Raw genomic sequence first — 16,219 nt, forward strand, 5'->3', positions numbered from 1 at the left:
GACTCATGCGGAAGCATCGATTTACTTTATGGCTAGTGCTGGCTATAGCGGTCATAGCGATCTATTCGGTATTCAATTTCAAGCTATTTACCGGCTTCACCCATGAGGAAAAAAGCGTCACTGTTATTTTAGAAACGTTAAACGTTCGCTACGATTTCTGGCAGGCCGTGAATCAAGGCGCTGAAGCGGCGGCCAAGGAGATTGGGCTGAATCTGAGCGTGGAAGGACCTCTAGCTGAAGACGATGCGGATACCCAAATTCAGATATTGGAAGCTGCGATTGAGCGAAAACCGCAAGCGATCGTCATTGCTACGATTATGGATGATCGGATGCCGGCTGTTCTGGCGAAGGCGCGTGAAGCAGGCATAAAGCTGGTCGTTATCAATCAATCGCCGGATATGAAGCCTTCCCCGATTATCGTCTCCAGCAATCATTTAGAAGCGGGGCGATTAGCGGGACAGACTGCAATTAAGGAGACAAACGGACATCCGAAAATAGCTATTATTAGCGATCATGCTAATTCTGTCATATCCGAGGAGCGGGTCGCAGGCATGAAGCTTGTGCTTGCCGGCTATAACGACAGCATGAAGGGGCCTTTTTATGCAGATAACTCTGAGGATAGGGCTTACGAAATTGCCAAGCAGCTGATCATGGCCGACACCTCCATTAATACGTTTATTACGCTTAACGGGTCCTCGTCACAAGGCGTAGCGAAAGCGCTGAAGGAGCAGAACAGAACAAATGCCGTGAACCTAATCGGGTTTGACAGCACAAGCGATGAGGTGCAATTGTTAGAGGCGGGCATTATCAAAGCTTCCATTGTGCAGAAGCCGTTTAACATGGGCTACCTTGGCGTGAAAACGGCATTAAACCTAATAGAGGGCGACAACGCCGATCCCAAGATCGATATCGAATCCAGCATCATTACGAAAGAAAATATGTACACGACTGAAAATCAGAAGCTGCTGTTCCCGTTTATCAATAGCAAGTAGACTCTTCTCTGGAAGGATTAGATGACCTGATGCAGCGAAAATTTTATGACAAGCAGCCTTTTATTGTATCCGTTATATTCACCTTTTTCGCGCTTCTCCTCTCTTCCTGCATGAACAGAAGCTCGGAGCCTATTGCAGTGCCGAAGGAAGAGCGGGCATTGATTCGCTACGTTGCCTCCGAATACAGCACCGAGACCAAGCCGCTGCTGGAGAAGCTTGTTAAGGAATTCGAGCGGAAGAATCCGCTAATAGATGTAGAACTGCAGGTAGCCAATTGGGATATTCTTGATGGCATCTATACCACGATGATTAGCAAGAATCAGCCTCCCGATCTCTTAAACACAAATGTATATGCCCACTTTGCACAGGACGGCTTGCTTAACCATTTGGATGAAATCATATCGCCTGAGCTGGCGGGCAAGCTGTACCCCAATTTAGTTGAAATGGATCAAATGAACGGGGTGCAGTATGCCATTCCTTACGTAGCCACCACGCGGAATTTGTATTATAACAAGGATCTGTTCCAAAGGGCCGGCATTGCAGCTCCTCCTGCAACATGGTCAGAGCTTGAGCAGGCCGCCAGCAAAATCAAAGCACTCGGCGAGGCGGAAGGATTCGGCGTTGATCTGACGGATAATGAGACGCAGGCGTCTTTGTCTTATGTCTTTTACGGCTCGGGCGGAGAATGGATTAAGGATGGGAAGTGGAATATTAATTCAGAGACGAACATCGAAGGATTAACCTTCCTGAAAGAGCTGTTCGATAAAGGGCTGACCGATCCGGAGCCGACCGTTACGACTCGCGATGAGAAGCAGCGGATTCTCGGAGTTGGTGAGCTTGCGATGATGATATCCGGCAATTATTTCACGTCCGTCGTCCCGAAGGAGTTCCCTGAGCTCAAATGGGGGAAAGGCCCGATTCCAGTGAAGGACGGAACGCCGCCCATAACGTTCGGCGTACATGATGTGCTCGTCTCCTTTAAGACGGATCATACGAACAAAGAAGCGTTGTCTACCTTTCTAGACTTTCTTTATGATGACCGCGCCTATGAGGAGATGATCAAACGGGAAGGCTTTCTTCCGGCCACCACGACAGTAGGCGTTCGATTGTCCGAGCAGGACGAAGTAATGAAGAGCGATTTGGAGGCGCTGAGCAAAGCGAAATTTTATCCGGTAAAAGAGCCTTCTTGGCAAGCGGTGCTCGATTATGCCCGCAAAATGGGGGACGCCGTCCTGTTCGAGCATACGACCCCGAAAGCAGCGTTAGACCAGCTCCAGCTTTTTGCAGAAACGAAGAGCAATCAGCTGAATAATCGAAAGTAATAATAAAATGGATTATTTTCCTCTAAAACCATACAAAAGAGAAGATAATAAAGAATATATGGAAGATATTCGATAGTGAACAATGCCCTCCCAATTTATGATGAAATTACGCGCTAGAGCTCAAATGCGAGCTCATTCCTACTGCGTAAAAAACATCATTTGTGGGAGGGTTTGCTTTAATGATTATGAAGAAAAAGTTTGCCGCGCTTGGTATTGCCGTAATAATGGCTGCCGTATCGCTAACAGGTTGTGGTGGGTCAAATAACGGTGATTCGACCAATAAAGCCTCCAACACGCCTTCCAATTCTGCACCTGCCGCTGAAACGACTGTCGCACCTGATGCCGAGAAAGAAACAGCCAAACTGACGGGCGATTTCGAAATTCAATACTTTGTTGGCGGATATGGCGACAAATGGTGGAAAAAGGTTATTGCTGATTTCCAAGCCGCGAACCCAGAACTGAACATTAAAGAATCCGCAGGACCAAAAATAAATGATCAAAACAGACCTCGCTGGATCGGAGGAAATCCTCCTGATTTCGTATATATCGATGGTCCGGTGCTGAACGACCGCCAAATGGTAGAGGATGGCCAGCTTGAAGACTTGACGGACTGGCTGAAGGAAGCGAAAAACATTGACGGCGATTTGATTACCGACATTTTGGCTCAACCCGCTCAACAATTTGACGGTAAAGTATACAACATTCCGCTCGTTTTGAACTCATGGGGCGTGTTCTGGAACAAAGCGCTCTTTAAGGAAAAAGGCTACACGGAGCCGACAGACTTCCAATCCTTCCTGGATGTAAGCGAAAAAATCAAAGCAGACGGCATTACGCCATTCATACACACAGGCAAATATCCTTACTATATTAACGGTTCGATCCTGTACCCTGCTATCGTATCGGCGAACAACAATGATTTCACCATTCTTCAAGACATGGCTGCTAACAAAGTAGAAGCCTTCGAGAGCCCAGCCGTACTTGCTGCGCTTAACAAAATCGTAGCGCTGCGCGATAAAGGCTTCATTGATAAAGCTTCCATCCAAATCAATCACACCGATTCCCAAATGCTGTTCCTGCAAAATAAAGATGCGTTTATCCCGAACGGTCTATGGCTGCCTAACGAAATGGCGAAAGATATTCCAGCCGGCTTTGACTTTGGCTTCATTCCTTCGGTTACGCAGGAAGCGGGCGGCAAAGTGGTTGCCAACACTTCCACATCTACAGTTGCCATCGCTAAAAAAGGTAAAAACAAAGAGGCGGCAAAAGCGTTCCTGCAATTTATCTTCTCAAAACAGCAAGCTTCCCAGTGGGCTGAGCTTAGCGGCGCGCCTTCCAACATTAAAGGCGACATTAGCGCTTCCAACGCACCAAGCTTTGTTAAAGATGCAGCGAAATATTTGACGGACCCGAACACGGTCGTTATCCCGACGATTACTTATAACGCAGACGTGGATAAAGCGATGATGGATGCAACGGATGCACTTACCATCAGCACGATTACGCCTGAAGAGTGGGTTAAACGGGTTACGGACGTCGTGAAAAAAGTGAGCAAATAATTAGCCTTTAACAAAAATGAAAGCAGCGGGTGATCGAGGCATAACGCCTTAGGTCGCCTTCTGCGAGTTTACTTGGAAGGATGGGTAGCATGGGCTCAGGGACGGCAAAATGGCAGCGAAATATATTTATTGCATCATTCATCATTCCGACGCTTCTCTTTTTTGGCGTATTTACGATTTATCCGGTTTTGCAAAGCTTGTATTATTCGTTCTTCGAATGGTCCGGCATGTCGGACAAAAAAACGTTTATCGGTCTTGATAATTTCAAAGAGCTGCTTCACGATCCCATCGTATGGAGAGCGATTGGCAATGATTATTTTCTCGTTGCGGGCAAAATAATCGGCATTATGCTTCTCGCGACGTTTTTCGCAGTAGCGCTTACTCGCTTCGGCTTTAAGCTGGCTGGTTTCTTCCGGTCGATCTTCTTTATTCCGAATGTCATTTCCGTCGTAGTTATCGGCGTATTGTGGAATTTTATATATAATCCGCAAATCGGCTTCTTAAATGGATTTCTATCGTTATTTACGAAGGAAAAAGTGACGATAACATGGCTCGGCTTTCCGGATCATTCGATCTGGATGCTCCTGCCTCCGGCCATTTGGGCGGGTATCGGATTTTATATGATCCTTTTAATCGCTGCCATCCAGAGCATTCCTGAATCCTATTATGAAGCGGCAAACATCGAGGGAGCGGGCCAGTGGAAGCAATTTTGGAGCATTACCGTTCCTCTCACTTGGGAGCAAATCAAAGTATCCATTCTCAATATTATGATGACAACGTTGAATGGCTCCTTCGTCATCGTATGGATCATGACTGAGGGCGGACCGGATAACAGCACGCAGGTTATGGGCTCCTATTTGTACCAGATGGCCTTCCGTCAATTCCATTTTGGATACGGCGCTTCGATAGGCTTTATGATCTTGGTCCTCTCGTTAATTACGACAATCGTACTTCAGCGGTTAATGCGTCACGATACCGTTGAGATGAGCTAAGGGGGATAAAGATGAATGTACAGCTAAAAAATCCGGTCGCTAAGCTGATTGTATATGCCATTTTGTTTCTATGGGGCATTTCCGTATTGTATCCGCTCCTATGGACCTTGCTGGATGCATTAAAGAATAATGAACAGTTTTTCTTAAATGCACCATGGTCTTTGCCCGAAATGCCGCTGCTGTGGTCAAACTTTTCTTATGTATGGAGCAAATATCATTTTGACACGTATTTCGTCAACTCGATCGTCATTACATTCGGCTCGACTTTGCTCGCTTTGCTGTTGTCAGCAACAACGGCTTACGTCTTGGCCAGATATACGTTTAGAGGCAGCAATGCGCTGCTCCTGCTCTATATTTCATCCATGATGGTTCCATTTGTATTAGCGCTCATTCCTTTATTCTTCTTGATGAATTCGATGGGATTAATTAATACAAAGATTGGCTTGATCTTTGTGTATACATCAAGCCTGCTTGCCTTCGGCATCTTTGTCCTTGTCGGATTTTTCAAATCGCTGCCGAAGGAGCTGGAAGAGGCTGCAATTGTGGATGGCGCTTCTTATTATGGAACGTTCTTTCGGGTGATGCTCCCGTTGTCGCAGCCAGGCTTAATTACAATAGGCATCGTGAACATCTTGAACATTTGGAACGAGTATATCGTAGGTACGATATTAATTAACGATCCCGAGCAATATACGCTGCCGGTGGAAATAGGCGTTATGCAGGCGGAGATGCAGTATCGTACCGAGTGGGGGCCGTTGTTCGCGGCGCTTCTGATTACGATTATTCCCGTGCTTATCATTTATATTATTTTTCAAAGGCAAATCGCGAGCGGCATTACAGCTGGCGCGGTCAAATAAAGCTATCCGTTCGAATCGAAGGGCACTTTCATCAAAGTGTCCTTTTTTTGCATGCCGCCTTCATTAATAATAGTAAGATTGTATTAGATGTGAAGAGGACAATATTAGAATCGGGCTGGAACCTCGTCTATAATACAGGGTATAAAACGATAGAAGCGAGGCGGCAATATGACGGCTGAAGCAGTTTGGAAGGGAAATGCCAACCAGGCAATCTGCGCGTTTACCTTTGATGACGGTCCTTCCCAGCTCCCACTGGAAATGTGGCTTGATGTTCTAGAGGAGGAAGAAGCTATCGGTACCTTTTTCTTCACCGGAGAATGGATCGACAGGTACCCAAATAAGGCAAGAGAAATTCTATCACGGGGACATGTGCTTGCCCCCCATACGTATCACCATCGCCGGATGGCGCAGGTGCCAAAGTCTGTCTTTCTAGAGGAACTGAAGCTAACCGAGCTGGCATATCAGGATGCAACAGGCCTGCCGTGTCCAACCTTTATGCGTTTTCCTTATTGCTCCTATCGGGAGGAAAATCTAGAATGGCTGGCTGAACGGGACGGCTATCTGGATATTGAAGGAATCGACTCCGGCGATTGGGCAGGCGTACCTGCTGAGAATATCGTTGCACAGGCTGAGCCCGGTCTTGTTAACGGAGCGATTGTCGTTATGCACAGCAATGATATTGCGAAGCACTCTCCAGAGGCCTTAAGAGAGCTGATTAGAATTGCAAAGCAAAGAGGTTTGAAAGCCGTAGGCATACCTGAATTGTTAGGCTCTCTTGGAATAGCTGTGGGTCATAAGTCTTGGAAGGTGGCAGTCGAGGTTCCTGCTGAGCTGGATCTACCCGCGGAAAACTGGGTTCCGCTAAAAAGCCGTGAGGAGCTTATAAAGCTAGCAGCCCAAAGTATAGAATGGCGTATTCGGCAGTATACGCTGTATTTCAAATCCGAATGTGAATGGCTAAAGCATCTGGAAAATTCACTTCATGAGTTTCGCGTTATTGAGGATCGCCAATTGTTTCATTTGTGGGAATTTAGCGGCTCCTACTGGGGCTATGTTCGTGCTGGCGTCATGAAAGACACGCTTGTATTACTCGATTTTGCGGCTAAGGAAGCGCAGGCGGATACGTTGGTCTATATGCTGCGCTGGGCTGCGGAGACGGCGTCAAAACTTGGCTTAACTCGAATTGAGGCAAGGCATGATATTCGCAGAATAAACCAAATGTGCAGGCAGCTGGGCTGGCAATCCGAGATTTTGGAAGATCAATAGAGTAAAGGGTCTGCCAGCTGTAGAAAAGAGGAGAATCTCAAGTGAAGTCATTAGCAAGCTATTATTTTTTATTTTTTCTGTCCATGTCTGTCGTTATGCCCTATACGAGCCTTTATTTTAGCGACAGAGGCTTTAGCCACACCACGGTTGGTCTCATTTTGTCATTATGGGCTTTGGTAAGTATCGTTGCCCAGCCTGTTATGGGCATGATCAATGATCGTGTTAACAATCCGCGGAAAATCATGATGGTTTGCGCCATAGCGGCTCCCGTACTGAGTTTGGGTTTCTATTTTATGAATGGACTTGCGGCTATTCTCGTTTTATCCGTTTTTTTTGCATGGTTTCAATCCTCTGGTGGACCGATTGGCGATGCCATGGCTGTGGAAATTGCCAGCCAAAAAGGCTTTTCATTCGGCAGCGTGAGGCTGTGGGGCGCGTTAAGCTTTGCATTGGGGACGTTCGCTACGGGCATTTTATACGAAAAATATGGCTACAACGATATTTTTATATATTATATCGTCTTAAATACAACGCTCTGCTTGGCGATTATGCGGCTTCCTGCAACCCAGATTACTCGCAGAAGAGTGACGTTATTCGGCCAAATGGGCGAGGTCGTACGCAATAAGCGCTTTATGGTATTTGTGGTCACAAGCATGCTCATGATGATGTCCGCATCCATTAATATGAACTTCTTGCCGTTATACTTTAAGGAAATGGGCTTTAACAAGAGCTGGATCGGAAGTGCATATGCGATTGCTGCCATTATTGAGGTGCCTATGTTCTGGGTAGCGACCAAGCTTAGCAAAAGAATAGGCAGATATCAGCTGTTATGCGTAGCTGCATTCATTTATTGTATTCAATTTTTCGCCATGTATAGTTTCGCCAATGTCTCATTGACGCTAGCGGTTCAACTGCTAAATGGAATCGCGTTTGCCTTCGTGGCTGGCACATCTGTAGAAATCGTACAAAGCTATGCGACAGAGGGAACGAAAGCGACACTGCAAACGGTATATGCGGCAGTAACATGGGGCCTTGGAGGCATTGTCGGCAATGCGATGGGAGGCATGGTTGTCGATCGCTTTGGGGCGCAGTCGCTTTATTTCATTCTGTTTTGTCTATGTATGGCGGCTTCCTTGCTGTTCATAGTGAACAAGAATCACCAGAAATCCATCGCGCCAGCTCTTGAAGCTTAACGGGAGGCGGATGCTGGAAAGTTGGATGACAAAGGCCGACTCTTGCGAGAGCGGTCTTTTTTTTGCTCTGTTTACCAGTTGATCAACATCGATGTTCACATTACGTAAACGGCTATAATCTCCTTATATTAACAAAATACAATATTATGATTATGTGTAATTATTTATAAATAAACCGATTAATTTTAAAAGGTTAGCAGTTCTTTTCCCTGCTAACCTTTTATTTATTTGCTGGGAAATGGCTTTGTTAAGAAATTGTATGGTTTGCTTCAAACATATAGACACGGCAGGGGCCAATCTATTACTTTAGACATGTGTTCATAAGAAAAGAAAATAGGAATGGGGGGTCAGCACTAGTAGCATAGCATGCTATAGGCAATTGAACGAACAACATTATAACGGAGGTTTATAACATGTTATCTAGTAAGTGGGCCAAGCTGGCAACAGCTGTCATCCTGTCTGCAAGCATTTTAGGGCAAAACTTTTCAACGACAACCACCTATGCAGCAACTGACATACAAGATGCAAAGAGCGTAGACAGCAACGGAAAATGGATGACGGGAGAATATCACGCCCATACCTTCAATTCCGATGATGCGCAGCTATCGCTTCAACAAACATTAGATCAAGCATTTGAGACTTATGGCTTGGACTGGTTGGCAATATCCGACCACTTGAGAACTTCGAAGCGAGATGATGATGGTCATGATATTTCAGGGGGCCCGATTCCGCTCTCACAAGCCATCGTCGACTATCAGACCAAGAAAATCAAGCAGCTGAAAGACTCTGGCAAATATCAAGGTAAAATTACGTTTACAGGCTTTGAGTGGGATATGCCAACTTATGACCATATGGGAGTAGGCATATTGGATGACAGCATGAAGGCGTCGAGCCAGTTCGAATATTTGTTTACGGATCGTCCGGAAAGCATGTTTAACCCAACGGATGTAGCGGCATGGAAACTGCAGGATACAAAGCCTTCAGTTCTTGATAAAAATGCGGCACGTACTGCTGTGAGTTGGCTGAAAACGAATTATGAACATACAAGCTACATGTTTGTAAATCACCCGTCAAGAAAATTAAGCGGCGGGAAAACCATATTTCAAATTTCGGATATTCGCGATTTCAATAATATCGCTCCAAACATCGTTTTCGGAATGGAGGGCATGCCAGGAAATCAGATGGAGCCTGACCGAGGCGGGCTGAATCAAAACAATCCGAAAAACAAGACCTATGGCGGCTCCGACTACATGACCGCGAAGGTTGGCGGGGTGTGGGATGCTTTGCTAGGCGAAGGTCGCAAGTTCTGGAGTTTTGCCAATTCGGATTCACATTTTAAAATAGCAGGCGGTTTATATTCCAGCGGCTACCTGCCGGGTGAGTATTCGAAAAACTATACCTGGATAAAAGGAAACGACATGCAAGCAGTGCTAGAAGGCATGCGTTCAGGCAAATCGTTCTCCGTACATGGCGATTTGATCAATGCACTTGATTTCAATATTGCTAACGAAACGAGCAAAGGCGAGATGGGACAAGACTTTAAAGTGAAAGAAGGCGACCCTCTCAGGCTTACGATTCGTTTTAAAAGCCCTCAAACAAACAACTATGCTGTCATTAAAAGTGATGATCCAAGCGTAAATGAAAAGTATACTCATACAAGCGATATTACTAATGCCGTTAATGTAGATCATGTTGATTTGATTGCTGGCGATGTCACAGGCATGACTACACCAGGAACGGACGAATACAACAAAGATACGAATGATTCAACGAAGGTCATTGCTAGATTCACGAGCAAAGACTGGACAACGGATGCAGAAGGCTACAATGTCATAACATACGATCTAGGGTCTGCGAACAAGAACCAATATTTCAGGCTTAGAGGAACAAATCTTGGTATAAATGTAGCTGGGGAAACAGAAAACGGCGAACCGTTAATGGATGACAAAACGCTTGACGACAACAGTATTAGTGATGAGTATGCACGCTATTTGAAACGGTTTAACGAAATTAATGATCGGAACTATAAGGATCTGTGGTTCTATTCGAATCCAATCTTCGTTACTAGCGTGCCGAACGACAATGATGAAGCAGTTAGCAAAACACTAAGTGGAATAGATTTGGGTGATACGAACGCGCTTGAATCCGATCTTAAGCTGCCTCTAGCTGGGAAGTTTAATGCGAGCCTATCATGGAAAAGCTCAAACAACCTGGTGTTGGGCGATGATGGCATGATTGTATTCCGTCCGAAAAAAGATACATTAGTCACATTGACTGCTACGTCAACCCGCGGCGATGTCACTAAGAGCAAAGATTTTTTTGCGACGGTGAAGGGTGCGGAAAACGCTGCTGGGTTAACGCTTAAAGGTTCGCTAAAGACGGACGATAACCAAATGTATAAAAATGGCGATTGGACGAACAAAAACGTGACTGCAAGCGTATATGCTTCCGTCAACGCGCCGGTTACCATTGCGGAATTGTCCTTGTCTAAGGACGGCGGGAAAAACTATGAGCCTTACACAAACGACACCAAGATAACCGTGTCGCAGGAAGGCGAGAACACGCTGCTGTTCAAAGCAACGGATACGATTGGCAATGAGAGCTTGTGGCTTGTTAATGCCAACATTGACCGCACAAAACCAGTCATTACTCTGGTTGGAGATCAGACGATCAATATGACCGTTGGGAAGAATTATGTCGAGCAGGGTGCGAAAGTAACGGACAACCTTGGTGTAAATGATCAGGCAACCGTTACGGGATCGGTTTACTCATCGGTAGTCGGAACGTATACGGTGAAATATAACGTAAAAGATCGCGCAGGGAACGCAGCGGATGAAGTAACGCGTACAGTTAATGTAAATGAAGAAACAAGTGGAAACACGGGTCCGAATCCAACGATTCCGCCAAAAGTTGAACCAAAGCCAGAGAAGCCCGTTACCTCGGTAGAGGTTGATTTGGATGCTTCTAAAGGTACAGAAGGCTCAGTTAAAGATGTCGTGGTCTTCAAAGTACCAGCCGACGCGCTTTCGGCTGACGGAAAAATCAGCGTGAAGGTATTGGAAGAAAGCGAAGTGCCATCGGCCGGAAATCTTGAAGCGCTTAGCGAAACGGTTGAGTTCATCAGCACGTCAGGCAGCAAGTTTAACAAGCCGATCGAAATCAGCTTCAACTACAAGCCGGAAAAAGTCCAACCGGGTAAGAAAGCGGCCGTTTATTACTATCACGAGCAGCAAAAACGCTGGATTTATATCGGCGGAGATGTAAAAGCAGATGGTACGATCGCAGTCAGCGTTAATCATTTTACTAAATTTGCGGTTTACCAAGCAGAGCCGAAGGTGCTCTCAGACATGACGACGAACTGGGCAGCTCCATATACGGATCGTTTGATTGGCATGAATGTTATCCAAGGTTATGAGGACAACACATTCCGTCCAGAAAAGACCGTAACACGCGCAGCATTCGCGAAAATGATTGCCCAGGCGCTGGGTCTTCCAGCTGCTTCGGGGAATACAAGCTTTGCGGATAACAGCGAGATACCCGCATGGGCAAGAGCTGATGTAGCCGCTGCTGTACAAGCAGGCATTTTGAAAGGCTACGAACAAAATGGCAAAATGTTCTTCAAAGCAACCCAAACGATTACACGCGCAGAAATGTCTGTGATGATCGCGAATGCTTTGAATGCCAAAGCGGCAAGCGCACAAATTTCATTTAAAGATGCTGCAGCTATTCCAGCTTGGGCGAAAGCCTCAATTGATACGGCTGTAACAGCGGGCATTTTGAAAGGATATGACGATCTTTCGTTCAAACCAGATCGCGTAGCAAGCAGAGCCGAAGCGGCTGCAATGATTTATAGGCTGCTGGAAAGCTTGCATATCTAAACCTGCGTTTCATCGGGTCGATGGGGCTTCTTCAAAAGAGTAAGTCCCATTGAGCCAATCCTATAGGATATGAAAAAAGAACCTTCAAGCCACTCAAAAGGTGAGCTGAAGGTTCTTTTTTTGTCATTTTTCACTATGCATCAGTTAACACCGTATCATCCATCAAATATTTTTCTGTCAATATGGACAGCAATTGAATGCCGACTTCATTGTGCCCGCCTTCGGGGATGATCAGGTCGGCGTATTTTTTGGATGGTTCGATAAAGGCCTCGTGCATCGGCTTAACCGTCTTCAAGTATTGGTCATGAACGGACTGAATCGTCCGGCCGCGCTCCTCGATATCCCGAAGCACCCGGCGGAGAATACGGACATCGGGGTCTGTATCAACAAATACTTTGATATCGAGGATCTTCCGGATGCTTTCTTCATAAAGCACGTGAAGTCCTTCGAGAATAATGATGCTGTTCGGCTTAAGCTCTACCGACTCACCTGTGACACGCGCAAAAAGCGAAAAGTCATAGACTGGCGCGTAGACGGTTTTGCCTTCTCGAAGAAGAAGGAGGTCGTGAGCAAGAAGCTCGATGTCAAAGGCTAAAGGATGATCATAATTGATCATCTTGCGTTCTTCCAGGCTAAGATGTATAGGGTTGCTATAGTAGTTATCCTGGGATATGAATGTGACTTTCTCCGATCCAAGACGATCGATTACAGAGCGCGCTACCGTTGTCTTGCCGGATCCGGTGCCGCCGGCGATTCCAATAATAAGCATGGCGATTGAATAAACCTCCCTAAAAGTGTTGCCGGTGCAATTTCAGCAATTTTAGTATTGTAGCACAGCATTCACTTTTTTTCATCTCGATAGTACAATCAATGGTATGGAGGGCAGAAAATGAACCATTCGGATAATCAGGCTAGCTATATTGAACCAACGTTTTTGCATAGCAGCACCCAAAGCGCAACGCTCGGAATGGGTTGTTTTTGGAGCCCAGAGTCCTTGTTCGGTCATTTGCCGGGTGTTATTCGAACACGTGTCGGCTATGCAGGCGGCACCACAGCGGAACCGACTTACCGGCAAATGGGTGACCATACAGAGACGATCCAGCTGGAGTTTGATTCCAACCTCATTTCCTTTGAGGAGATTATAGAGGTGTTTTGGAATCATCACAATCCGGTTAATATCAATGATTATAAAGGAAGGCAATATAAGTCGCTGTTGTTCTATACAGATGGACAGCAGCAGGAAGCGATCCGGCATGTTTTGAAAAATCGGGTAGCTCGGGGCCAAAGCGAGCCTGATACGGAGATTGCACCCTATTCAGGGTTTCACCTCGCGGAGGATAGGCATCAAAAATATTATTTGAAGAGGTTTCCGAATGCCGTTGAGAAGCTTAGCGAATGGTATCCCTCGCATGAACAGTTGACCAATTCCACCATTGCGGCCCGTTTGAATGGCTTGGCTAAAGGGTATACCAGCTTGGAGCGCATCGTGAAGGAGATCGAGCAATGGCAGCTCCAAGCGGAATTAAAGAAGAGAATGGTGGACCTAATCAAGCAAATACGGTGGTAGGAAATGCTTAATTCACATATAGGCTGACCAAGCTATTTCTTGTGAATGGATTTAAATGGTAAGATGAAAGAGACAGGCATTAGATCAAATCGAAGGAGTGATGATCTTGAAGTATAGAAGACTGGGGAGCACAGGGTTAAATGTATCAGTCATCGGTATTGGAACCTGGCAATTTGGAGGAGAGTGGGGCCGTGAATATTCGCAAAAGGAAGCGGACATGATTCTCGACAAAGGGCATGAGCTCGGCATTAATCTCATTGATACTGCAGAATGCTATGGCGATCATCTCTCGGAGTCTTTGATCGGTAATTATATCAGCCGCCGCAATCGCGAGGATTGGATCATTGCGACAAAGTTCGGACATCACTTTCACGAGCGGTTCACTCGCACCGATTCATTTCATGCTGATGGGGTAATTGCTCAGCTGGATGCATCGTTGAAGGCGCTGCAGCTTGACTACATTGATCTGTACCAATTCCATTCCGGACCGGATCAGTCCTTCGACAACGATGAGCTGTGGACTGCGCTGGATAAGCAAATAGCGGCAGGGAAAATCCGTTTTCTAGGAACGTCGATTGGAAGCAATGACAATCTTCATCAAACGGAGGCTTCCTCTAAAGTGAACTCGCGCGTCATTCAGGTTGTTTATAACAGGCTTGACCGCAAGCCGGAGGAGCGCGTATTCCCGTCCTGCCAGCAGCAGGATTTGGGCGTGCTTGCCCGTGTTCCGCTCGCGAGCGGTTATTTGAGCGGCAAATATAAGCCTGGCGCCGTCTTTGGCGAAACGGACGTCCGCCACAGGCATGATGTAGAGAACACGCGTCTTAAGCTGCTTGAAGTGGAGCATATTCAGCGTGAAGAGGTTCCGCAAGGCGTAACGATGGCTAGCTGGGCGCTTGCCTGGTGCTTGAAGCACCCTGCGGTTACTGCTGTTATTCCGGGCTGCAAGGACGCTGAGCAGGTTGAAGCCAATGCTAAGGCCGCGGAGCAAATCACCGAGCCGCACCCACAGGATGTCAGCATCTAGCTGCATTCACGATACGAGCAGGGTAGTTTTGTGAAATAGCTTCCTATTCATGGACAGGAATAGTGGTCCATCGTGTAAGAAATGTAAAAAAGAAACCGTTTCTTTGTATGTGGCTGGGGTTGAACCTCCACTTTACTAAAGAACGGTTTCTTTTTGTTTTTTCATGAAAACAAGAGCTGTAAGCACGCATATGCGCTTACAGCCTGACTCGTCGGATGATACACGTCGTTCTTATTGGCCAAGCACGGTTACTTCATTCCGATACCTTTCGAAATCGGCAACGCGGCATTCCAGCTTCATGCGGGTTCCCTCTGGTTCATAGTCTGTGGCTTGCACATGGGCATGCTCATTGAAATACGCAACTAATTTCCCTTGGCTGAAAGGAATCAAGATCTCGCATTCCATGTAGTCATCGAAGATATGGTCGCGAATGAGCGAGATAAGCTCATCCAATCCACTCTTTTTCTTCGCGGAGATGAAGACCTTATTCTCTTGCACCGCCGGGTAGGCATGCTCGGTCAAATCGCATTTATTGTATGCGTAGATGGTTGGAATATGATGAGCGCCCAGCTCCTTCAGCGTATCATTCGTGACGGAGACCAGCTGCTCGTAGTCTTCATGGGAGTAGTCGACAACATGCACCAGCAAATCGGCCTCGGCAACTTCCTCTAAGGTCGAACGGAAAGCTTTTACAAGGTGATGGGGGAGCTGGCTGACGAAGCCGACCGTATCCGTTAGCAAAAATGATTTGTTGTCATGCAGATCGATGCTTCTCACCGACGTTTCCAGTGTGGCAAACAGCATATCCTGAGCGAAAACCAGCTTATTGGTGCCGGGATTGCAGTTCTCAAGGAGAGCATTCATCAAGCTGGATTTTCCCGTATTCGTATAGCCGACGAGACAGACGACAGGCACCTCGTTTTTTTGGCGCTGCTTCCGCTGAATTTGGCGTCTTGCGACAAGCTTATCCAGCTCAGCCTGGAGCGCGGTTATTCTCTCTTCAATGCGCCTGCGGTCAAGCTCCAGCTTCGTTTCGCCGGCGCCCCTATTTTTGAGACCGGCGCCGCCGCCTTGCCGTCCTAATGATGCGCGCAGACCGACCAAGCGGGGAAGCATATACTGGAGCCGAGCGACCTCAACCTGAAGCTGGGCTTCTCTTGTTTTGGCGCGCTCCGCAAAAATATCTAAAATCAGAATCGTCCGGTCGATGACCGTTCGCTCCAAAGCAGCCTCCAGATTGCGAATTTGGGAGGGGGACAGCTCATCGTTAAAAATAACGACATGCGCGTCATGCGCTTCAAGCAGCGCGAGAAGCTCCTGTATTTTGCCGGTCCCGATATAATGGGATGGGTTTATGCGGGCTGCCTTCTGGCTAAGCTCATCGACTACTTCTATAAAACAGGCGGCAGCCAGATTGCGAAGCTCCTCCATGGAGTAAGCGAAATCGGTTTGATTTTGAAGCTCAACGCCGACGATAATTGCCTTTTGCTGCGGTTGTTCCATTATTCATCATCCTCTTACGGTTATTTTTTCAAACAAAAAAACACAGGCAGCTCTGCCTGTGTTCAC

12 protein-coding genes are annotated in these 16,219 nt (G+C 46.6%); 10 read left to right on the top strand and 2 right to left on the bottom strand.

What is annotated here, in order from left to right:
• The first annotated feature begins 5 nt into the window (after positions 1–5).
• From HI950_RS31900 to HI950_RS31935, 8 genes are all read left to right on the top strand, one after another.
• Entirely contained in the window at positions 6–992 is a 987-nt protein-coding gene (locus HI950_RS31900; protein WP_169090626.1) for a substrate-binding domain-containing protein, read from the top strand.
• Between the two features lie 29 nt (positions 993–1,021).
• Complete coding sequence (locus HI950_RS31905; RefSeq protein ID WP_169090624.1) at positions 1,022–2,314, top strand: extracellular solute-binding protein; 1,293 nt, start codon at positions 1,022–1,024, stop codon at positions 2,312–2,314.
• A gap of 179 nt (positions 2,315–2,493) precedes the next feature.
• Positions 2,494–3,870, top strand: coding sequence for an ABC transporter substrate-binding protein (locus HI950_RS31910; RefSeq protein ID WP_169090622.1), 1,377 nt, complete (start codon positions 2,494–2,496; stop codon positions 3,868–3,870).
• An 89-nt stretch (positions 3,871–3,959) separates the two neighbouring features.
• Entirely contained in the window at positions 3,960–4,862 is a 903-nt protein-coding gene (locus tag HI950_RS31915) for a carbohydrate ABC transporter permease (protein WP_169090620.1), read from the top strand.
• Between the two features lie 11 nt (positions 4,863–4,873).
• Positions 4,874–5,719 carry a carbohydrate ABC transporter permease gene (locus tag HI950_RS31920; protein ID WP_169090618.1) on the top strand — a complete coding sequence of 282 codons (846 nt, stop codon included), beginning with the start codon at positions 4,874–4,876 and terminating at the stop codon, positions 5,717–5,719.
• Between the two features lie 168 nt (positions 5,720–5,887).
• The gene (locus HI950_RS31925) at positions 5,888–6,985 is read left to right on the top strand and encodes a polysaccharide deacetylase family protein (protein WP_169090616.1); all 1,098 of its coding nucleotides are present in this window, start codon (positions 5,888–5,890) and stop codon (positions 6,983–6,985) included.
• A 41-nt stretch (positions 6,986–7,026) separates the two neighbouring features.
• Complete coding sequence (locus tag HI950_RS31930; RefSeq protein ID WP_169090614.1) at positions 7,027–8,178, top strand: MFS transporter; 1,152 nt, start codon at positions 7,027–7,029, stop codon at positions 8,176–8,178.
• A 413-nt stretch (positions 8,179–8,591) separates the two neighbouring features.
• The gene (locus HI950_RS31935) at positions 8,592–12,056 is read left to right on the top strand and encodes an S-layer homology domain-containing protein (protein ID WP_169090612.1); all 3,465 of its coding nucleotides are present in this window, start codon (positions 8,592–8,594) and stop codon (positions 12,054–12,056) included.
• A gap of 133 nt (positions 12,057–12,189) precedes the next feature.
• On the opposite strand, the gene udk is transcribed toward HI950_RS31935, so the two are convergent.
• Positions 12,190–12,825, bottom strand: coding sequence for a uridine kinase (udk, locus tag HI950_RS31940; protein WP_169090609.1), 636 nt, complete (start codon positions 12,823–12,825; stop codon positions 12,190–12,192).
• Positions 12,826–12,945: 120 nt separating this feature from the next.
• Between udk and msrA the strand changes: the two genes are divergently transcribed.
• Together msrA and HI950_RS31950 are read left to right on the top strand one after the other, a co-directional pair.
• On the top strand, positions 12,946–13,623 hold the full coding sequence (msrA, locus tag HI950_RS31945) for a peptide-methionine (S)-S-oxide reductase MsrA (protein WP_169090607.1): 678 nt from the start codon (positions 12,946–12,948) through the stop codon (positions 13,621–13,623).
• Positions 13,624–13,729: 106 nt separating this feature from the next.
• Positions 13,730–14,650, top strand: a complete 921-nt coding sequence (locus HI950_RS31950; protein ID WP_169090605.1) for an aldo/keto reductase — start codon at positions 13,730–13,732, stop codon at positions 14,648–14,650.
• 231 nt (positions 14,651–14,881) lie between these two features.
• Here HI950_RS31950 and hflX read toward each other — a convergent pair whose 3' ends face one another.
• Positions 14,882–16,153: a GTPase HflX gene (gene hflX, locus HI950_RS31955; RefSeq protein ID WP_169090603.1), complete on the bottom strand. Its 1,272-nt coding sequence runs from the start codon at positions 16,151–16,153 to the stop codon at positions 14,882–14,884.
• Positions 16,154–16,219: the final 66 nt, after the last annotated feature.

The sequence above is a fragment of the Paenibacillus sp. PL91 genome, assembly GCF_012935325.2.
Lineage (GTDB): Bacteria > Bacillota > Bacilli > Paenibacillales > Paenibacillaceae > Pristimantibacillus.

Excerpts from the sequence above, each read along its gene's own strand:
- udk (WP_169090609.1), bottom strand. The coding sequence starts at position 12,825 with ATGCTTATTATTGGAATCGCCGGCGGCACCGGATCCGGCAAGACAACG.
- HI950_RS31910 (WP_169090622.1), top strand. The coding sequence starts at position 2,494 with ATGATTATGAAGAAAAAGTTTGCCGCGCTTGGTATTGCCGTAATAATG.
- HI950_RS31905 (WP_169090624.1), top strand. The coding sequence starts at position 1,022 with ATGCAGCGAAAATTTTATGACAAGCAGCCTTTTATTGTATCCGTTATA.
- msrA (WP_169090607.1), top strand. The coding sequence starts at position 12,946 with ATGAACCATTCGGATAATCAGGCTAGCTATATTGAACCAACGTTTTTG.
- HI950_RS31925 (WP_169090616.1), top strand. The coding sequence starts at position 5,888 with ATGACGGCTGAAGCAGTTTGGAAGGGAAATGCCAACCAGGCAATCTGC.
- HI950_RS31900 (WP_169090626.1), top strand. The coding sequence starts at position 6 with ATGCGGAAGCATCGATTTACTTTATGGCTAGTGCTGGCTATAGCGGTC.
- hflX (WP_169090603.1), bottom strand. The coding sequence starts at position 16,153 with ATGGAACAACCGCAGCAAAAGGCAATTATCGTCGGCGTTGAGCTTCAA.
- HI950_RS31915 (WP_169090620.1), top strand. The coding sequence starts at position 3,960 with ATGGGCTCAGGGACGGCAAAATGGCAGCGAAATATATTTATTGCATCA.
- HI950_RS31920 (WP_169090618.1), top strand. The coding sequence starts at position 4,874 with ATGAATGTACAGCTAAAAAATCCGGTCGCTAAGCTGATTGTATATGCC.
- HI950_RS31935 (WP_169090612.1), top strand. The coding sequence starts at position 8,592 with ATGTTATCTAGTAAGTGGGCCAAGCTGGCAACAGCTGTCATCCTGTCT.